Origin of the sequence: Neorhizobium galegae, assembly GCF_017877055.1 — a bacterium.
In the GTDB taxonomy this organism is placed as follows: Bacteria; Pseudomonadota; Alphaproteobacteria; order Rhizobiales; family Rhizobiaceae; genus Neorhizobium; species Neorhizobium galegae_D.
In genome coordinates this window covers 2,006,778-2,026,803 of sequence record NZ_JAGIPG010000001.1, presented here as the reverse complement: position 1 = coordinate 2,026,803, position 20,026 = coordinate 2,006,778, and the positions used below count along the sequence as shown (strand labels likewise).

18 protein-coding genes are annotated in these 20,026 nt (G+C 62.2%); 16 read left to right on the top strand and 2 right to left on the bottom strand.

Annotation, left to right across the window (positions count from 1 at the left end; genetic code table 11):
- Window positions 1-7: 7 nt before the first annotated feature.
- The 15 genes from J2857_RS09505 to lpxB all read left to right on the top strand — a co-directional run bounded on the left by J2857_RS09505 (window position 8) and on the right by lpxB (window position 15,088).
- Window positions 8-625, top strand: coding sequence for a 5-bromo-4-chloroindolyl phosphate hydrolysis family protein (locus J2857_RS09505; protein WP_210009841.1), 618 nt, complete (start codon window positions 8-10; stop codon window positions 623-625).
- The gene (locus J2857_RS09500; RefSeq protein ID WP_210009840.1) at window positions 625-1,731 is read left to right on the top strand and encodes a substrate-binding domain-containing protein; all 1,107 of its coding nucleotides are present in this window, start codon (window positions 625-627) and stop codon (window positions 1,729-1,731) included. The genes J2857_RS09505 and J2857_RS09500 overlap by 1 nt, the downstream gene beginning before the upstream one ends.
- 173 nt (window positions 1,732-1,904) lie before the next feature.
- The gene (gene rpsB, locus J2857_RS09495) at window positions 1,905-2,678 is read left to right on the top strand and encodes a 30S ribosomal protein S2 (protein ID WP_007758342.1); all 774 of its coding nucleotides are present in this window, start codon (window positions 1,905-1,907) and stop codon (window positions 2,676-2,678) included.
- Between the two features lie 234 nt (window positions 2,679-2,912).
- Entirely contained in the window at window positions 2,913-3,839 is a 927-nt protein-coding gene (tsf, locus tag J2857_RS09490) for a translation elongation factor Ts (RefSeq protein WP_210009839.1), read from the top strand.
- A 115-nt stretch (window positions 3,840-3,954) separates the two neighbouring features.
- Entirely contained in the window at window positions 3,955-4,677 is a 723-nt protein-coding gene (gene pyrH / locus J2857_RS09485) for a UMP kinase (protein WP_210009838.1), read from the top strand.
- Between the two features lie 45 nt (window positions 4,678-4,722).
- Window positions 4,723-5,280, top strand: a complete 558-nt coding sequence (gene frr, locus J2857_RS09480; RefSeq protein ID WP_007758351.1) for a ribosome recycling factor — start codon at window positions 4,723-4,725, stop codon at window positions 5,278-5,280.
- Window positions 5,281-5,332: 52 nt separating this feature from the next.
- Window positions 5,333-6,076: an isoprenyl transferase gene (locus J2857_RS09475; RefSeq protein WP_210009837.1), complete on the top strand. Its 744-nt coding sequence runs from the start codon at window positions 5,333-5,335 to the stop codon at window positions 6,074-6,076.
- Window positions 6,076-6,909 carry a phosphatidate cytidylyltransferase gene (locus J2857_RS09470; RefSeq protein ID WP_210009836.1) on the top strand — a complete coding sequence of 278 codons (834 nt, stop codon included), beginning with the start codon at window positions 6,076-6,078 and terminating at the stop codon, window positions 6,907-6,909. The genes J2857_RS09475 and J2857_RS09470 overlap by 1 nt, the downstream gene beginning before the upstream one ends.
- 39 nt (window positions 6,910-6,948) lie before the next feature.
- Window positions 6,949-8,070, top strand: a complete 1,122-nt coding sequence (gene rseP, locus J2857_RS09465) for an RIP metalloprotease RseP (RefSeq protein WP_210009835.1) — start codon at window positions 6,949-6,951, stop codon at window positions 8,068-8,070.
- A gap of 197 nt (window positions 8,071-8,267) precedes the next feature.
- Entirely contained in the window at window positions 8,268-10,631 is a 2,364-nt protein-coding gene (gene bamA / locus J2857_RS09460) for an outer membrane protein assembly factor BamA (protein WP_210009834.1), read from the top strand.
- A gap of 51 nt (window positions 10,632-10,682) precedes the next feature.
- Complete coding sequence (lpxD, locus tag J2857_RS09455) at window positions 10,683-11,750, top strand: UDP-3-O-(3-hydroxymyristoyl)glucosamine N-acyltransferase (protein WP_210009833.1); 1,068 nt, start codon at window positions 10,683-10,685, stop codon at window positions 11,748-11,750.
- Complete coding sequence (gene fabZ / locus J2857_RS09450; RefSeq protein WP_038542613.1) at window positions 11,743-12,210, top strand: 3-hydroxyacyl-ACP dehydratase FabZ; 468 nt, start codon at window positions 11,743-11,745, stop codon at window positions 12,208-12,210. Before lpxD ends, fabZ begins: the two co-directional genes overlap by 8 nt.
- Entirely contained in the window at window positions 12,207-13,022 is an 816-nt protein-coding gene (gene lpxA / locus J2857_RS09445; RefSeq protein ID WP_210009832.1) for an acyl-ACP--UDP-N-acetylglucosamine O-acyltransferase, read from the top strand. Before fabZ ends, lpxA begins: the two co-directional genes overlap by 4 nt.
- A 6-nt stretch (window positions 13,023-13,028) precedes the next feature.
- Window positions 13,029-13,910, top strand: a complete 882-nt coding sequence (locus J2857_RS09440; protein ID WP_210009831.1) for an LpxI family protein — start codon at window positions 13,029-13,031, stop codon at window positions 13,908-13,910.
- Entirely contained in the window at window positions 13,910-15,088 is a 1,179-nt protein-coding gene (gene lpxB, locus J2857_RS09435; RefSeq protein WP_210009830.1) for a lipid-A-disaccharide synthase, read from the top strand. Before J2857_RS09440 ends, lpxB begins: the two co-directional genes overlap by 1 nt.
- Before the next feature lie 29 nt (window positions 15,089-15,117).
- Here lpxB and gltA read toward each other — a convergent pair whose 3' ends face one another.
- Window positions 15,118-16,407: a citrate synthase gene (gene gltA, locus J2857_RS09430; protein ID WP_210009829.1), complete on the bottom strand. Its 1,290-nt coding sequence runs from the start codon at window positions 16,405-16,407 to the stop codon at window positions 15,118-15,120.
- Window positions 16,408-16,694: 287 nt separating this feature from the next.
- Here gltA and J2857_RS09425 point away from each other — a divergent pair, with 287 nt between their 5' ends.
- Window positions 16,695-19,202, top strand: a complete 2,508-nt coding sequence (locus tag J2857_RS09425) for a ComEC/Rec2 family competence protein (protein ID WP_210009828.1) — start codon at window positions 16,695-16,697, stop codon at window positions 19,200-19,202.
- Here the strand turns inward: J2857_RS09425 and lexA are convergent.
- Window positions 19,183-19,902, bottom strand: a complete 720-nt coding sequence (lexA, locus tag J2857_RS09420) for a transcriptional repressor LexA (RefSeq protein ID WP_210009827.1) — start codon at window positions 19,900-19,902, stop codon at window positions 19,183-19,185. The genes J2857_RS09425 and lexA overlap by 20 nt on opposite strands.
- Window positions 19,903-20,026: the final 124 nt, after the last annotated feature.

The window sequence follows — 20,026 nt, the reverse complement described above, 5'->3', positions numbered from 1 at the left end:
GCCGAAAATGCGCAGATGGTTCGGCAATGATTGGAACTGGGTCGTGGCGGGGCTTGTCGCTGCGATCGTGGTGCCCGTGCTGAGTTTCGTGTTCCTGATGCCGGTGCTGGTCGCGGCCGGTATCGGCGCCTTCGTCTTTGCCGGTCTCGTATTTCTTCTGGCGCCGCGTCGGTTGTTCGACGGGCTCGACGAGAAGACGATCGGCCGCGGCAGGTTGGAATTCGTCCGGGAACTGATGGCGGTCGCCGTGCCCGCCGCCGAACGGCTCGAAGCCGCCGCCGGCCGCATAACCGACAAGCCGACCGCCGCCCGGGTAGAACATCTCGCCGAGATTGCCGCCGATGTCTTCGCAAAGCTGGAGGCCGATCCGCAAAGTGTGGGCGCTGTGCGCCGCTTTCTCAGCTATTACCTGCCGCGCGCCGCCGAAGTCGCGGAAGGTTTCGCGATCATCGAGGCGAAACGTGCACCCGACAGCAAGCAGTTGCAGGAGGTCGGCGGCGTGCTGGTCAAGCTCGAGGATGCCTTCGTGCACTATGCCGACAGCCTGGTCGACGAACAGCTCGACAGCCTGAACACCGACCTTCGCCTCATCCAGGCATCGCTCAAAGAGGACCTTGAACGCTGATGGCGATTTCCAGACGCGCCTTTGGAGTGGGATTGCTGGCAACCGGCGTTGCCGGCACCGGCGGATATTTCGCGGTCAAGGATCGCCCGGAACTGCAGGGCCTGCTCGGCAACCGCACAACGCTCACCGGCTTCATCGGCGGCGAGAAGGAAGCCTTTCTTGCCGATCCAGATGTCATCCGTGCGCTCGGCAGCCGTGGCCTGACCGTCCAGAGCCGGGTGGCCGGCTCGGTGGAAATGGTGCGCGAACAGGCGCTTTTGTCCCAGAACCCGCAATTCCTCTGGCCGTCCTCGTCGATCATGGTTGATATCGGCCGCCAGAACGGCGTGAAGATCAGGAACGACCGGGTAGTGCTGAATACGCCCGTCGTCGTTTATTCCTGGCAGCCGGTCGCAGACGGGTTGATGAAGGCGGGCCTGGTGACCCGCACGGGCGAGGGGCACTATCAGCTCGACCTGAAAGCGCTGCTCGATGCCATCCTTGCCGGCACCGACTGGTCGAAGCTCGACGTCAACATGCTCTATGGCCGGGCACGGATCATCTCCACCGACCCCAACCGGTCGAATTCCGGCTTCATGTTCGCCGGCCTCGCGCTGAGCCTCCTGAGCGGCAATCTGGCCACCTCAGAATCGCTTGCCGAATTCGGCCCCAAGGCGCAGGCGATCTTCCGCAACATGGGCTTCAAGTCGCCGTCCTCGGGAAAACTGTTCGAACAATATCTGGCCGGCGGCATCGGCGGCGAGCCGATGATCGTCGGTTACGAGAACCAGCTCGTCGAGTGGATCCTTGCCGATCGCGCCCGCTGGGACCGCATCATGGCAGGCGCTGGCGCCAAGCCCGTCGTCCTTTATCCGCGCCCCACCGTCTATTCCGCCCATCCGCTGATCGTCATCGACGAGGCGGCGAACCGGCTGGTCGATGCGCTGACGACGCCTGCGCTGCAGCAGCTCGCCTGGGAAAAGCACGGGTTTCGCGGTCCCCTGGGGACACCGGCGGGCAACGCGTCGGGAGCGGTCGCCGGCCTGCTGCCTGCCGATGTTGACGCGGTCCTGCCGATGCCGGACGCCGGCACCATGCTGACGCTGCTCGATCTCCTGGCCCGCTGAGGTAATTTCGGCAAAGCTCTTGCTTTTGCGGCAAATCGAATGTATGGCCAGCCGCATTCCACACGTAAGGCATGGGATCGTCCGGGAGAAATCCGGACCGTTCCGCCCGGTGGCATTCTCGAAGAGGGTGCTGTTCGCCTTGCGGAGGTTCAACCGGAAAAGGATAACAAGGCATGGCATTGCCCGATTTCTCTATGCGCCAGCTTCTCGAAGCAGGCGTCCACTTCGGCCACCAGACTCACCGCTGGAACCCGAAGATGAAGCCGTACATCTTCGGCGACCGTAACAACATCCACATCATCGATCTGGCCCAGACCGTTCCGATGCTGTCGCGCGCCCTTCAGGTCGTGTCCGACACCGTCGCCCGCGGCGGCCGCGTTCTGTTCGTCGGCACCAAGCGCCAGGCGTCCGAACTGATCGCCGACTCTGCCAAGCGTTCGGCCCAGTACTACGTCAACTCCCGCTGGCTCGGCGGCATGATGACCAACTGGAAGACCATTTCGAACTCGATCCAGCGCCTGCGCAAGCTCGACGAGATCCTGAACTCGGAACAGTCCGGTTATTCCAAGAAGGAACGCCTGAACCTCGAGCGCGAACGCGAGAAGCTGGACAAGGCTCTCGGCGGTATCCGCGACATGGGCGGCACTCCGGACCTGATGTTCATCATCGACACCAACAAGGAAAAGATCGCCATCGACGAAGCCAAGCGCCTGGGCATCCCGGTCGTCGCTATCATCGATTCGAACTGCGATCCGGACCTCATCGACTACCCGATCCCGGGTAACGACGACGCCTCGCGCGCCATCGCCCTCTACACCGACCTGATCGCCCGCGCTGCCATCGACGGCATCGCTCGCCAGCAGGGCGCTTCGGGCCGCGATATCGGCGCATCTGCCGAAGCACCGATCGAGCCGGCGCTCGAAGGCGAAGCAGAAGCAGAAGCTTAAAGGCCGGATGGAGCGGCCTGGCCGCTCCTCCTTTCTGAATTCGATCGAGGCCAGAGATACCGATCCCTGGCCTTGGTCGTTTCAAGGCGAGCCGCCACCGCTTGGTCGTCGAGGCGATCGCTTTCGTGATGTCTTCATCACGCTGTCATACTTCCGGGTACATTCGTCCCAAAACTTTTGAGTCCGCCGACGTTTTTCCGGCGAGAAGCACTTGAACCGACAAGAGGCAAAACAATGGCTGAAATCACCGCTGCACTGGTAAAGGAACTGCGCGAAAAGTCCGGCGCAGGCATGATGGACTGCAAGAAGGCGCTGACCGAAACGAACGGCGACATCGAAGCGGCGATCGACTGGCTGCGCGCCAAGGGCATTTCCAAGGCCGACAAGAAGTCCGGCCGCACCGCAGCCGAAGGCCTGATCGGCATTGCCAGCGCCGGCCACAGGGCCGTCGTCATCGAGCTTAACTCGGAAACCGATTTCGTTGCCCGCAACGACGCGTTCCAGGACCTCGTCCGCGGTATCGCCAGCGTCGCCCTGGCGACGGACGGTTCCGTCGAGGCAATCTCGGCTGCTACCTACCCCGCTTCCGGCAAGCCGGTTGCCGACACGATCAAGGACGCGATCGCCACGATCGGCGAGAACATGACGCTGCGTCGCTCCGCCCTGCTGCAGGTCGAGCACGGCGTCGTCGCGACCTACGTCCATAACGCTGCCGGCGACGGCATTGGCAAGCTCGGCGTTCTGGTCGCCCTGAAGTCGGTCGGCGACAAGGAAGTCCTGACCTCGCTCGGCCGTCAGGTTGCCATGCACATCGCCGCTACCAACCCGCTCGCCATCCGCGCCGAAGAAGTCGACGCGACTGTGGCCGAGCGCGAGCGCAATGTCTTCATCGAGCAGTCGCGCGCTTCCGGCAAGCCGGACGCGATCATCGAAAAGATGGTCGACGGCCGCATGCGCAAGTTCTTCGAGGAAGTTGCCCTTCTGTCGCAGGCCTTCGTCATCAACCCGGATGTGACCGTCGGCCAGGCTGTCAAGGATGCTGAAAAGCTCGCTGGCGCTTCGATCGAAGTCACCGGCATGGCCCGTCTCCTGCTCGGCGAAGGCGTCGAGAAGGAAGAATCGGATTTCGCCGCTGAAGTCGCGGCAGTCGCCAAAGGCTGATATTCGTTAGCTAAAGCTGTCGAAAGCGCAAGGGCACCGGTGACAAGCCGGTGCCCTTCGTGTATCCGCAACCCGTTTGACCCTCCGCATTGCATTTCGATTTCAAGGAGCCCCCATGTCGCCTCAGCCTCTCTACAAGCGTGTCTTGCTCAAGGCCTCCGGTGAAGCTCTGATGGGCAGCCAGGGTTTCGGCATCGATGTTGAAGTTGCCGACCGGGTCGCCTCCGATATCGCCGAAGCGCGCGCCATGGGCGTCGACGTCGGCGTGGTCGTCGGCGGCGGCAATATCTTTCGCGGCGTCGCCGTCGCGTCCAAGGGTGGCGACCGGGTGACCGGCGACCACATGGGCATGCTCGGCACGGTGATCAACGCGCTGGCGCTCGCCACCTCGCTGCGCAAGCTGAACGTCGACACCGTGGTTCTGTCGGCGATCTCCATGCCGGAGATCTGCGAGAGCTTCTCGCAGCGCCAGGCGGTGCACCACATGGCGCAGGGCAGGGTGGTGATCTTCGCCGGCGGCACCGGCAATCCGTTCTTCACGACCGATTCGGCGGCAGCGCTTCGTGCGGCCGAAATCGGTGCGGAAGCGATCTTCAAGGGCACCCAGGTGGACGGCATCTATTCGGCCGATCCCAAGAAGGACCCGACGGCAACCCGGTTCGACACGCTGACGCATGGCGAGGTGCTCGAAAAGGGTCTGGCGGTGATGGACGTGGCGGCGGTGGCGCTTGCCCGCGAAAACTCAATCCCGATCATTGTTTTTTCGATCCATGAGAAGGGCGGCTTCGCCCAAATCTTGACCGGCGGCGGCCGCAAGACCATCGTAGCGGACAATTGAGGCGCGGCGTCGCGGGCCGCCCAGACAACATACGGGAGTAGACGGATGAGTGGAATCGACCTCAACGACATCAAGCGCCGCATGGAAGGCGCGATCAACGCGTTCAAAAGCGATATCGCGTCGCTGCGCACCGGCCGCGCCTCGGCCAACATTCTCGATCCGGTGATGGTCGAAGCCTATGGTTCGCGCGTGCCGCTCAACCAGGTGGCCAACATCACCGTGCCGGAAGCGCGCATGCTCGGCGTGTCCATCTGGGATAAGTCGATGGTCGGCGCCGTCGACCGTGCAATTCGCGAATCAAACCTCGGCCTCAACCCGATCGTCGATGGCCAGAACCTGCGCATTCCGCTTCCCGAGCTCAACGAAGAGCGCCGCAAGTCTCTGGTCAAGGTTGCGCATGACTATGCGGAAAAGGCCAAGGTTGCCGTGCGCCACGTCCGCCGCGATGGCATGGACGGCCTGAAAAAGGCCGAAAAGGACGGCGACATCGGCCAGGACGAGAGCCGCTCGCAGTCGGAAAAAGTGCAGAAGATGACGGACGATACGATTTCCGAAGTCGACCGCTTGCTTGGCGACAAGGAAAAGGAAATCATGCAGGTCTAATTTAGGCCTGGTTTGCCGCCATATTCCGGCGGCCAAAGGAGCCGCGTAGAATATGGTGAACCCCGAGCTTGCAATCATCCCTCAACACGTTGCCATCATCATGGATGGCAATGGACGCTGGGCCAACAAGCGCGGGCTTCCTCGTACGGTCGGACACAGCAAGGGCGTCGAAGCGGTTCGCGAAACGGTGCGGGCTGCCGGCGACGCTGGCGTCAAATATCTGACGCTCTTTGCGTTTTCGTCGGAGAACTGGAGCAGGCCTGAAACCGAGGTGAGGGATCTCCTTGGTCTTCTCAGGCGCTTCATCCGCCAGGATCTGGCCGAACTGCACCGCGAGAATGTCCGCATCCGGGTGATTGGCGAACGCGAGAAGCTGCGCAGCGACATTCTTCCGCTTCTCCTCGAGGCCGAGGAAACGACGAAGTTCAATACGGCACTCACCCTGATCATCGCCTTCAATTACGGCGCCCGAGACGAGATCGCCCGTGCCGTCGCCATGCTTGCCCGCGACGTCGAGGCCGGTATTCTCAAGTCCTCCGAGATCGGCCCGGACGAGATCAGCGCAAGGCTGGACACCGCCGGCATCCCCGATCCGGACCTCATCATCCGCACCAGCGGCGAGGAGCGGCTATCGAACTTCCTGCTCTGGCAGGCGGCTTATTCCGAACTTGTCTTCCTGCCGGACTACTGGCCCGATTTCGATCGGAAACTCTTCCTCGACGCCCTGAAGATCTATGCGTCCCGCGACCGGCGCTTCGGCGGCCTGTCGAACAAGACGATAGCGGTGGGCGGTTGATGAGCGCTGAACTGAAGCGCCGCATCGCATCCGCGCTGGTTCTGGCGGTCGTGGTCCTGACGGCCACCTGGTATGGCGGCCTGCCGTTCCGCGTCGTGGCCGCCGCCATCACAGTTCTGATCTATTACGAATGGTCGACGATCACCCGGCTGGCAGAACGCGATTTTCGTGCGAACGCCTTCGGCTGGGTTGCCATCTTTCTGATCGCCATCGACCTGCTGGTTGACGAAGGTGAGCTCTCGGTGCCGATCCTCGGCGGCGCGATCGTCACCGCCCTTCTTCTCGTGCTGCTGCGCAAGGGCAGCTGGTGGCTGCCGGGCGGCATCTTTTACGCAGGCTTGAGCGGCATCTCGCTGGCGGCGATCCGTGCCGAGGACCAGGCGGGGTTCGTCGCGACCCTCTTCATCTTCGCGGTCGTCTGGGCAACCGATATCCTCGCCTACTTCGTCGGCCGCGCCCTCAAGGGACCGAAACTTGCGCCGCGCATTTCGCCGGGCAAGACCTGGTCCGGCGCGATCGGCGGCACGGTATCGGGCGTGATCGCAAGCTCCGCCCTGACACTCGGCGTCTTTTCCCGGCTGTCGATCTGGACGGTGACGATCGCGTTTCTGCTTTCCGTCGCAAGCCAGGTCGGTGACCTGTTCGAGTCCTTCATCAAGCGCCGGTTCGGCGTGAAGGATTCCAGCCATCTCATTCCGGGGCACGGCGGCGTCATGGATCGCGTCGATGGCCTCGTTTTCGCCTGTTTCGCAGCGTTCCTGCTGACGCTTGTTTATACGGCCACGACGGGCCATCTTAATGTATCGGTTGCGGGCTTCCTCTTCGGGTTTTGATGTCTGGGCGGCCGGTACAATGTTGAAACGGAAATTTTGATGGCCATCCTCAGCTTCCTTACCGGCTATATCATCCCCTTCGTGCTGGTCCTGTCCTTGCTCGTCTTCGTGCACGAGATGGGCCACTATCTTATCGGACGCTGGTGCGGCATCCGGGTCACCGCCTTTTCGGTCGGCTTCGGCCCGGAACTCGTCGGCTTTACCGACAGTCACGGCACCCGCTGGAAACTCTCGGCGATCCCGCTTGGCGGCTACGTCAAGTTCTTCGGCGACGAGGACGCCGCGAGCATGCCGGATGCGAGCGGACTTGCGGGCATGGGCGAGGAAGACAAGGCCCAGACGCTCGCCGGCGCCAAGCTCTGGAAGAGGGCCGCCACCGTCGCGGCCGGCCCGATCGCCAATTTCATCCTTGCGATTGCCATCTTTGCCGTGCTTTTCAGCGTCTATGGCAAGGTTGTCGCCGATCCCGTGGTCGCAGAAGTCCAGCCGGGCAGCGCCGCCCTTGCCGCCGGCGTGCAGCCCGGCGATCGACTGGTGGCGCTTGACGGTTCGCGAATCCGCACTTTCGATGACGTGCGTCGTTATGTCAGCATCCGGCCCGAGACCCCGATCATCGTGACGGTCGAGCGCAACGGCCAGGATCTCGATCTGCCGATGGTGCCGAAGCGCTCCGAGGTCACCGACCAGTTCGGCAACAAGGTCGAGCTCGGCCTGATCGGCATCGTTACCAACGAACAGCGCGGCAATTTCCGCCTCGAGACCTTCACGCCGCTGCAGGCCGTTGCCGAAGGCGTCACCGAGACCGGCCATATCGTCACCGGCACCTTCCGCTATATCGGCAATCTGGTGACCGGCCGGATGAAGGCGGACCAGCTCGGCGGACCGGTCAGGGTCGCACAGGCGTCCGGCCAGATGGCGACGCTGGGCTTTGCGGCGGTGGTTCAGCTGGCTGCGGTTCTGTCCGTCTCGATCGGGCTTTTGAACCTCATGCCTGTGCCAGTTCTGGACGGCGGCCATCTCGTCTTCTACGCCATCGAGGCCATCCGTGGCCGTCCGCTCGGCGCCGGCGCGCAGGAAATCGCCTTCCGCATCGGGCTTGCGATGGTTTTGAGCCTGATGGTGTTCGCGACCTTCAACGACATCAGCAATCTGATCGGTTGATGTCCTTCAAATCGTAAAAGAAACTGTTTATTCACCATGTTTCCAACAGTTGCGTGGCCATTGGGTCACGCAAGGGAAGTAAGTAAACAGAAATTAACACGATGCCTTGCTTGTAGGTCAAAAGAAGGTAAAACGACACACGTGGCCGGAGTCGGGCACCACCCGCCGAGGGACAACGGGAAAAGGTAAGAATTGAAATGAAGGCTGGTTCAAAGTTTTTGAACGCAGTGTCGGCGTTTGCGCTGTCTGCTAGTGTTGTTGCATCGGGCGCAGGTGTACTGGTACTTGCTTCCGCACTTTCTGCCGAAGCGGCGGTTATCCGGAGCGTTCAGGTCCGCGGCGCACAGCGCGCCGGCGAAGAGGCCGTCCGTTCCAACCTGACCATCCGCCCGGGTGTCAACTTCTCCAACAACGACATCGATGAATCGGTCCGCAAGCTCTATTCGACCGGCTATTTCTCGGATGTCAAAATCAGTGTTTCCGGCAGCACGCTCGTCGTGTCGGTGAGCGAGAACCAGCTCATCAACCAGGTCGTGTTCAACGGCAACCGCAAGATCACGGACGACAAGCTTCAGGCAGTCGTTCAGACCCAGCCGCTCGGCCCGTACAATCAGGCATTGGTCGATGCAGATATCCAGCGCCTGCGTGAAGCCTATCGCGCGATCGGCCGCAGCGACGTTCAGATCACCACCCAGACCGCCGACGTTGGCCAGGGGCGCGTCAACCTTGCCTTCGTCATCAACGAAGGTGACCGCACCAAGATCGCCGACATCAATTTCGTCGGCAATCAGGCTTATGGCGATGGCCGCCTGCAGTCGGTGATCATCACCAAGGAATCCGGTCCGCTGTCCTTCCTGACCCGCAAGGACGTCTACAGCGAGGACAAGCTGCGCGCCGACGAGGAAGCGCTGCGTCAGTTCTACTACAACCATGGTTATCCGGATTTCCGCGTCATCTCGTCGGAAGCCGTGCTCGACGCATCGGGCAACAAGTACAACATCACCTTCACGGTTGAAGAAGGCCAGCGTTACGAGTACGGCAACATCTCGGTGGAATCCACGGTCCAGGGCATCAGTGGCCAGGACCTTGAAGGTCTGGTCGAGACCCGCGCCGGCAGCGTCTACAATGCCCGCGAAATCCAGAAATCGATGGAAGCGATCTCCAAGCGCGTCGCTGCGGCCGGTTATCCGTTCGCTCGCGTCACGCCGCGCGGCGACCGCAACATGCAAAACCACACGGTCGGTGTTTCCTACCTGGTCGATCAGGGCGAGCGTGCCTATGTCGAGCGCATCGAGATCCGTGGCAACACCCGCACGCGTGACTATGTCATCCGTCGCGAATTCGATTTCAGCGAAGGCGACGCCTTCAACCAGGAAATGATCTCGCGCGCCAAGCGTCGCCTCGAGGCACTCGGTTACTTCACCTCGGTCAACATCTCGACCTCGCAGGGCACCTCGCCTGACCGTGTCGTCATCGTTGTCGACGTGGAAGATCAGCCGACCGGTTCGTTCGGTATCGGCGCCGGTTACTCGGCGGGCGGCGACGGCTTCCTGCTCGAAGCTTCGATCGAAGAAAAGAACTTCCTCGGGCGCGGCCAGTTCATCCGCGTCGCAGTCGGCGGTGGTCTCGACGAAGCCCGCAGTTACAATCTTTCGTTCACCGAGCCCTACTTCCTCGGTTACCGCCTTGCAGCCGGTTTCGACCTGTTCAAGAACAAGACCTCTTCGAACAGCTACTACGATTACGACGAACAGGGCGTCACCCTGCGCGTGACGGCGCCGATCACCGAAGATCTGGCGACGACATTCCGCTACACCTACAAGGAAATTAACTACGACAACGACGGCGCCTTCGGTGCTGACGGCGTTCCTGGCACGGTGGACGATAACCTTTCGTCGCCCTACATTTCGATGATCGACCAGGGCAAGTTCGTCCAGTCGTCGGTTTCGCAGACGCTGACCTACAACACGCTCGACAGCCAGACACTGCCGCGCGAAGGCATCTACGCGACGATCACGCATGAATATGCGGGTCTCGGCGGCGACTCCGATTTCTACAAGATTTCTGGTCGTGCCCGTTACTTCCAGCTGCTGTCGACCGAGGCCGATCTGATCGGCTCCATAGCGGTCGGTGCAGGTCATGTGGTGTCCACCGGCGACAATCTGCATGTCTTCGACCAGTTCACGATCGGCGGCCGTCAGATCCGCGGCTTCGAGAACGACGGTATCGGTCCACGCACGACCGATCACGGCGACGCGCTCGGCGGTACGACCTACTTCACGGCTTCCGCCGAAATGTCGATGCCGATGCCGGCTGTTCCGGAAGACTTCGGTCTGCGTGCTGCCGTCTTCGCCGATGCCGGTACCCTTTACGGCAATGATGTCCCGCTCGGCACCAGCACCGCGCAGGGCACCAGCATGAACTGGCGCGCTTCGGTCGGTGCGGGCATCATGTGGGCGTCGCCGTTCGGCAACATCCGCTTCGACTACGCGCATCCGGTCATGAAGGAAGACTTCGACGAAACCCAGGAATTCCGGTTCAGCATGGCGAACCAGTTCTGATTATTTCCGCTCGCGATGGCGGGCGGAAATCTGTTCTGGAGCTCTGGCTTTATGGACCACAATGAATTCTTTCCGCCCCATGATGGCGTGAGCCTGCGCGAGTTGGCCGCCCTTCTTGGGGCTGAACTGCTTGATGGCAGCGCCGGCGATCGGCTGATCCGTTCCGTTGCACCCGTTGCGCGGGCCGGGGAGGGCGAAGTCTGTTATATCCTGTCCCGGAAAAGCCGTCACGAACTGGAAAGCTGCAAGGCTTCCGCGATTATTTGTGACACGGCGATCCGTTCGATCATTCCGGCTCATATTCCGGTTCTGCTGACCAGGACGCCACACACGGCGTTTGCACAGGCGGGTGCTCTCCTGCACCCGATCGCGATGCGGCCGTCTCCAATCACTTCGTTTCCGCCGGGTATTTCGCCGGCTGCGTTCGTGGATCCAACCGCCAGGCTCGAACCCGGTGTCGAAATCGAGCCCATGGCCGTGATCGGCGCGCGGGCGGAAATCGGCGCCGGCACCCGCATCGGCGCCGGGACTGTCATCGGTGCCGACGTCAAGATCGGCCGGGATTGCACGATCGCCGCAGGGGCGAGTGTGGTCGCGGCTTTGATCGGCAATGGCGTGATCATCCACAATGGGGTTCGCATCGGCCAGGACGGTTTCGGTTTTGCGCCAGGCCCGAGAGGCATGCTGAAGATCGTCCAGATCGGCCGCGTCATCATCCAGGACAATGTCGAGATCGGCGCCAACACGACGGTCGATCGCGGTGCCATGGACGATACGGTGATCGGTGAAGGTACCAAGATCGACAATCAGGTCCAGGTCGCCCACAACGTACGGATCGGCCGTCATTGCGGCATTGCGAGCGGTGCCGGCATTGCCGGCTCGACACGGATCGGCGACGGCGTATTGATCGGCGGCGCATCCGGTATTAATGGACACATCTCGATTGGTGACGGCGTTCAGATTGCTGCGATGAGCGGAGTGGTGTCGGATATTCCGGCTGGCGCGCGTTATGGTGGTATTCCCGCCCGCCCGATGCCGGATTTCCTCCGCGATACCGCGGAAGTCTTGATGCGTTCGGATGAGCGGGCGAAACGCAGAGGAGAGAAGAAGAATGACTGATGAGACCAAGCCGGTGCTCGGTGCGGCCGATATTCAGGAAATCATGAAGCTGCTGCCGCACCGCTATCCTTTTCTCCTGGTCGATAAGATCGTCGAGATCGATGGCGACAATTCCGCGATCGGCATCAAGAACGTCACCGCCAATGAACCGCATTTCACCGGGCATTTCCCGGAGCGGCCGATCATGCCGGGCGTGCTTCTGATCGAAGGCATGGCGCAGACCGCCGGTGCCATCTGCGCCAGGAAAGAAGGCGAGGGCGGCAATCTCGTCTACTTCATGACCATCGACAATGCTCGCTTCCGCAAGCCGGTCGTGCCGGGCGATCGGGTCGAATTCCACGTCACCAAGCAGAAACAGCGCGGCAATATCTGGAAATTTCATTGTGACGCGAAGGTGGACGGCGTACTTGTTGCCGAAGCCGATATCGGCGCGATGATCCGGCGCAAGGAAGAAGAATGAGCAGCATTGCAGCCAGCGCGCGCATCCATCCGTTAGCTTTGATCGAGGACGGCGCCGTCATCGGCGAGAACGTCGTCGTCGGACCGTTTTCGCATGTGGGCCCGCAGGTGGTGCTGAAGGATGGCGTCGAACTGCTGTCGCATGCCGTGGTGAGCGGCCGCACCGAGATCGGCCGCAACTGCCGTATTTTTCCGATGGCCGTGATCGGCGGCGTTTCCCAGAGCCTTCATGAGGCAGGCGCGGATTCGACACTGACGGTCGGCGACAATTGCGTCATGCGCGAAGGCGTGACGATGAATTGCGGCACGGTCGGCGGCGGCGGCAAGACGGTGGTCGGCAACAACTGCCTTTTCCTCGCCAATTCGCACGTGGCGCATGACTGTCAGCTCGGCAGCGACATCATCATGTCGAACAATGTCATGCTCGCCGGCCACGTGCATGTGGCGGACCGGGCGATCCTCGGTGGCGGCTGTGCCGTGCACCAGTTTACCCGCATCGGCCGCCAGGCCTTTATCGGCGGGCTTTCGGCCGTCAACTACGACGTCATTCCCTACGGCATGCTGAACGGCAATCCGGGCGTCCTCGGCGGCCTGAACGTGGTCGGCATGACCCGGGCCGGCATCGAGCGCGCAACGATCCATACCGTCCGCCGCGCCTTCAAGCAGATCTTCGAGGGCGAGAGCAATATCCGCGCCAACGCGGCGGCGATCCGTAACGACTACGCCGATTGCAAGGAAGCGATGGAGATCCTTGATTTCATCGCGGCCGATAGCGATCGTGCCATTTCCTCGACCTTCCGCGGCAAGGGCTGATTTCGCATGGCCGGCCTCCCGAGCCTTGCGCCGAAGGGCCGGCTGGCGATCATCGCCGGGAAAGGTTTCTTGCCCCTCTATGTGGCGAAAGCCGCCCGGGCGGCTGGCGAAACACCTCTGATCGTAGCGCTCGCAAATGAATCCGATCAGAGCTTCGATGGTTTCGAAGCGGTTTCCGTTGGCGTCGGCGATCTTTCGGCAATCGAACGCCTGTTTCGCGAAAAGGGTATCACCCGCGTCATCCTGTCGGGCGGTGTCGCCCGAAGGCCCGACTGGCGCGACATCCATCCGACCTTCCGGACGATCCTGAAAGTCCCCTCGGTTGTCCGCACGCTTCTTTCCGGCGGCGACGACTCGGTGCTCCAGATGGTCATCAAGCTCATCGAGGCGATGGGCTGCGAGGTGCTGGGCGCCCACGAGATCGTGCCCGGCCTGCTTGCCAAGACCGGACCGCTCGGCGCTCATGCGCCCTCGGACGATGACCACCGCGATATCGACCGGGCGTCCGAAGCCGCCAAGCGTCTCGGCGAACTCGACATCGGCCAGGGCGCGGTCAGCGTCGGCGGACGTGTCGTGGCTTTGGAAGGCGTCGAGGGCACGGACCGGATGCTGGAACGGGTGACTGCATTGCGCGCCGAAGGCCGCATCTCCGCCCGCCGCAAAGGCGTACTCGTCAAGCTCTGCAAACCGCAGCAGGACATGCGCGCTGATTTGCCGACAATCGGCCCGTCGACCATCGAAAACGCCATCAAGGCCGGTCTCGCCGGCATCGCCGTGGAGGCGGGACGCGCTTTGGTGCTGGAAGAATCCAAGATGATTGCCGCGGCCGATGCTGCCGGTATTTTCGTTTGCGGCATCGATCCCGGCCTGCCGCAAGGAGGATTGTGATGGTCAGGACCTTGAAGGTCGGCGTCATCGCCGGCGAAGTATCCGGCGATCTTCTCGGCGGCGATCTGATCGCGGCCTTGAAGGCAGCCCATGACGGCCCGGTCGAGCTCGTCGGCGTCGGTGGCGAAGCGTTGGAAGCGCAAGGTCTCGCCTCGCTCTTCGACTTCTCCGAACTGTCGATCATGGGGCTTACCCAGGTGATCACCCGCCTGCCGAACCTGATCAAGCGGATCAACCAGACGGCGGCTGCCATCATTGCGGCAAAGCCGGATGTGCTGATCATCATTGACAGCCCCGATTTCACTCATCGCGTCGCCAAAAAGGTGCGCGCCGCTTTGCCGGACCTGCCGGTCGTCAATTACGTCTGCCCGAGCGTCTGGGCGTGGAAGGAATATCGCGCCAAGGCGATGCTTCCCTATGTCGATCATGTCCTGGCCGTGCTGCCCTTCGAGCCTGAGGCCATGAAGCGTCTCGGCGGGCCGGAAACCACCTTCGTCGGCCACCGTCTGACGGCCGACCCGTCACTCCTCAAGGTCCGCGGCATACGGGCCGGGCGCCCGGTGAAGGCTCCGGGTGAGGAAAAGACGATCATGCTTCTGCCGGGCTCCCGCTCGGCGGAGATCAAGGCGCTGCTGCCGGTCTTCGGCGAAGCGGCCCGCGAGTTCGTCGCCCGCAACGGGCCGACCCGCTTTGTGCTGCCGACGGTGCCCCGCCAGGAAAAGCTGGTGCGCGAGATCGCCGCCGGTTTCGAAGTGAAGCCCGAGATTACCGCCAACGCCGATGGCAAATGGGCGGCATTCGCCGAGGCCGATGCAGCGCTTGCTGCCTCCGGCACCGTGATCCTCGAACTTGGCCTTGCCGGAATTCCGGTCGTCTCGGCCTACAAGACCGACTGGCTGATCACCATGCTCGCAAAACGGATCAAGACCTGGTCCGGCGCGCTGCCGAATCTGATCGCCGATTACGCGGTCGTGCCGGAATACGTCAACGACGTGGTGCGTCCGGCAAGTCTTTGCCGCTGGGCCGAACGCCTGTCCTCCGACACTTTGCAACGTCGCGCGATGATCGAAGGTTTCGATCTCACCTGGGAGCGGCTGCAGGTGCCCGTGCCGCCCGGCGAGGCCGCCGCCGGCATCGTTCTCCAGGTTCTGGACACTAAAAAACCCGGTCATCGCTGACCGGGTTTTTTGTTGGATACCGTGTTCGATTAACGCTTGGAAACCGGAACGTAGTCCCGCTGCGCTTCGCCGGTATAGAGCTGGCGCGGGCGGCCGATGCGCTGCTGCGGATCTTCGATCATTTCGGCCCACTGGGCGATCCAGCCGACGGTGCGGGCGAGAGCGAAGAGCACGGTGAACATGGTGGTGGGGAAACCCATCGCCTTCAGCGTGATGCCCGAATAGAAGTCGATATTCGGGTAGAGCTTCTTCTCGATGAAGTAATCGTCGGTGAGCGCGATGCGCTCGAGTTCCATCGCGACCTGCAGGAGCGGATCGTCCTTGTGGCCGAGTTCGCCGAGAACTTCATGCGTGGTCTTCTGCATGATCTTGGCGCGCGGATCGTAGTTCTTGTAGACGCGGTGACCGAAGCCCATCAGACGGAACGGATCGTTCTTGTCCTTGGCGCGGGCGATATATTCCGGGATCTTGTCGACCGTGCCGATTTCCATCAGCATGTTGAGCGCGGCTTCGTTGGCGCCGCCGTGGGCCGGGCCCCAGAGGCAGGCAATGCCGGCCGCGATGCAGGCGAACGGGTTGGCGCCCGAGGAACCGGCGAGGCGGACCGTCGAGGTCGAAGCGTTCTGCTCGTGGTCGGCATGCAGGATGAAGATGCGGTCCATGGCGCGCGACAGCACCGGATTGACCACATACTCTTCGCAGGGAACGGCAAAGCACATACGCAGGAAGTTCGACGCATAGTCCAGGTTGTTCTGCGGATAAACGAAGGGCTGGCCGATGTGATACTTGTAGGCCATCGCGGCAAGCGTCGGCATCTTGGCGATCATGCGCAGCGAAGCGACCATGCGCTGGTGGGGATCGGTGATGTCGGTCGAGTCGTGATAGAAGGCAGACAGCGCGCCGACGCAGCCGCACATGACGGCCATCGGATGGGCGTCGCGGCGGAAGCCGGTGAAGAAGCGGCTCATCTGCTCATGCACCATCGTGTGATGGGTCACGCGATAGTCGAAGTCCTTCTTCTGGGCTGCGGTCGGCAGTTCCCCGTAAAGCAGCAGGTAGCAGGTTTCCAGGAAGTCGCCATGCTCGGCCAGCTGTTCGATCGGATAGCCGCGATGCAGCAGGATGCCCGCGTCGCCGTCGATATAGGTGATCTTGGATTCGCAAGACGCCGTCGAGGTGAAGCCCGGGTCGTAGGTGAAGGTGCCGGTGTGTTTGTAGAGAGCGCCGATGTCGACCACGTCAGGACCGATGGTACCCGACTTGACCGGCAGATCGACTTGTCTGTCACCGATTACCAGATTTGCGCTTGTTTCCGTCATGCTGATCCTCCAACCTTTTGGCGGCATGGCGCCCTAAAAGCGCCACAAGAATTAAGCGTCCACAGCTTTGCTATATGATCCGAAAGCTGATGCCAAGCTGTCGTGACGGCATTTTGTGCAGCGCGAAAGATTATTGGGCAGCGGCTTTTGCTTGGATGTCCAACTTCCTGTTGCAACTCTTGTTCGCCCCCTGGAATTCCCGATATTTAACCGCCAGTTGACGGCTGCGGGGGAAACGCGCAGGTTGCATTGCCGCATGTTTGGCGGTGGGGCGGACAGAGCGTTTCATGAAGGAGGAAGATGCATTTCCGACGCGTGTCGAGGCAGGGAGGCTGATATCCCGGCAGCCGGCTTCCCGCATAAACGGAGGTGCATCCGACTCGGTCAAGGTCCATGATCTGGCGGAGCTCTTTCCGGCGATCGAAAGCCGCCCGCCGGTTCATACGTCCGGCGGCCCCTTTCGCCGCTCAACGAGCCGACGGCTTGACCGACTGCGGCGCCGTCTCCCGGTCATGCTGGAGGAGGAGGCGGTCCATGGCCATGGCTTCCTTTTTCTGCCCGTAGTCGTCGGGGCAGGGGCCGCCTGCTGGTTCGCGCTGCCGCAGACCCCGGCTTTCTGGCCGTATTTCCTCCTCTTTTGCGTCAGCGCGATATTTGTGATCGTCTCGCGCCACCGGTCCGGTACCACGCACCTGTTGCCGCTCGCTCTCACGCTCTTTCTCGGAGGCATGATGCTGGCGCAGTTGGAGACCTGGAGGCGGTCCACCGTCATTCTCGATACGCCGGTGACGACCGAGCTTGCCGGCGTGGTCGAGCGCAGGGAGAGCGACGCCCAGGGCCGCTGGCGTTATATCGTCCGCATCGAGCGGACCTCCAATCCGCAAGTCAGGCGCCCACCGCAGCGTGTATCTCTGCTTTCAAGGTCCCGCCATGAGCCCGCCCAGACCGGCGAGACGATCAGCGGCCGCGCCCGCATTTCACCCCCGTCGGGACCCGCCCTGCCGGGCCTCAACGACTTTGCCTTTTCGTCCTATTTCGACGGCATCGGCGCGGTCGGATTTTTCTATGGAGCGCCGAAAAAGCAGGCTGTTCTCCCTTCAACCCGGAGCTGGATGGAGGACATCGAAATCCAGCTTTTCGATCTGCGCAGCGCAATCGCAACCCGTATCCGGGAGACCGTGCCCGGAGATCCCGGCGCCTTTGCCGCGGCGATCGTCACGGACGAGCGCCGGGCGATTTCCGAAGATACCACCGAGGCGCTGCGATTGTCAGGCCTCGCCCATATTGTTGCCATTTCCGGGTTGAACATGGCGCTCGCCGCCGGCATCTTCTTTGTCGGCGTGCGCAGCGTGCTTTCCGTCTTCACGGGCTTCGCCCAGGCCTATCCGGTCAAGAAGATCGCCGCACTCGGCGCGCTGATGATGGCGACGGCCTATTACCTGATCTCCGGTTTCGGCGTTTCCGCCGAGCGGGCCTATATCATGATGGCGATCATGCTGGTCGCCGTCCTCTTCGACCGGCCATCGATCAGCCTGCGCAATGTCGCGCTGTCCGCACTGGTGATCATCGCCATGTCGCCCTCGGAAATACTGGGCCCGAGCTTCCAGATGTCATTTGCCGCCACCGCCGCCCTGGTCGCCGGCTATGCACTCTGGAAACACAGGGCGGAACGCCGCGATCCCGAACCCCTGCCGTTCCGTCACCCTGTGGTGACGCCGGTGCTGGCATCCTGGAATTTCGCGGCCGGCATCTTCGTGACCTCGCTGATCGGCGGCATCTCGACCGCCGTGTTCTCGGTCGAGCATTTCCACCGTATCGCCACCTACGGCCTTGCCGCCAACCTCGCCGCCATGCCGATCATCTCCTTCGTGGTCATGCCGGCCGGGCTGGCCGGCATGCTGCTGATGCCGTTCGGCCTCGATGCCCCCTTCATGAAGCTCATGGGCCTCGGCCTGGAGTGGGTGATCGCCATCGCCAAACACGTCGCCGCCTGGGGCGGCGATGTCGGCATGGGGCGACAGCATCCCTGGTTCCTGTCCGTCTCGACGGCAGGTTTTCTGCTGCTGACACTACTGAGGACGAAACTGAGACTGATAGGCGTGCCGCTGATGGTGACCGCTCTGCTGCTTTCCTGGCATGAGCGGTCGATGCCCCTGCCGGACATCCTGATCTCGGAAGACGGGACCACGGTCGCCCTTGTAGACGGGGAAGGAGTCGCCACCAATCGCGCCCGCCCGCCCGACTTCGTCTACGATCAGTGGAAGAGGGCGCTTTTGCTCGGCGATCCCACCAAGCCTGAAATGTCGCCACCCAGGGACAAGCCGCCCGACGACAAGCCACCCGGCGCGAAAACCAACGAGCGCCTCGAACTGACCCCGCAGCAACTCGAAACGGCAAAGTCGCAAATGAAACAAGCGCCTGCCGGCCGCTTCACCTGTGAGTCGACGGCCTGGTGTGCGGCAAGTATGGGCAAGGGCATCGTTATCGCTGTCGAGGACGGCCGCTATGCGGGTGCCGCCTGCGACGCCGCCAATCTTGTCATTGCGCCGCGTGCCCGCTTCGATCAATGCCGGTCCGGCGCCCTGATGATCAATGCTGCCACGCTTCGCAAGGCGGGCGCCCTGGAGATTTCCCTCAACGGCGCGACCGACATCCGCCGCTGGCAAATCCGCGCCGCCATGGCGGGCGGAAACCGTCCCTGGAGCAGGCACCGCCACTACGATTGGCGAAGCCAGGGTTTCGACAGGTCATTGCCGGAACCGCTCCGGCAGATGATCAATGATACCGGCGGATGAGGCCGACGAGCTTGCCCTGGATCTTCACCCGGTCAGGCCCGAAAATCCGGGTTTCGTAGGCGGGGTTGGCCGCTTCGAGCGCGATCGAGGCGCCGCGGCGGCGAAAACGCTTCAGCGTCGCTTCCTCGTCGTCCACCAGCGCCACGACGATGTCGCCCGGATTGGCCGTATTGCTGTTGCGGATGATCACGGTATCGCCGTCGAGAATGCCAGCCTCGATCATCGAATCGCCCTTGACCTCCAGCGCATAATGTTCGCCGGAACCGAGCATCTCGGCCGGCACGGCGATGTCATGCGTGTTGTTCTGGATCGCCGAGATCGGCACGCCGGCAGCGATGCGGCCCATGACCGGAACGGTCGTGGCGTTCGACGGGTCGTCGTTGGCGGCGGGCTTCGGAGGCACCGCGACGGGCTGCGGCTTGCCGAGGCTGCCCTCGATGACACTGGGCGAGAAGCCGCGTCGCGGCTGCATGCTAGGAGAGTACGCTTCCGGCAGCTTGATGACTTCGAGCGCCCGGGCCCGGTTCGGCAGGCGGCGGATGAAGCCGCGCTCCTCGAGCGCGGTGATCAGGCGGTGGATGCCAGACTTGGACGCGAGGTCGAGAGCGTCCTTCATTTCGTCGAATGACGGCGGGACGCCGGATTCCTTCATGCGTTCGTGAATGAACAGAAGCAATTCCTGTTGTTTGCGCGTGAGCATCTTTTGGCACCCTCAGAGTCGGAAACAAATCCAGAACGGACACTATATGTTCCATATGTGTTCTGCAAGTCCCTAAATTTCTGTGAAGTATGATGATTTTTTCTTCATAGATGCGTGCCAGATA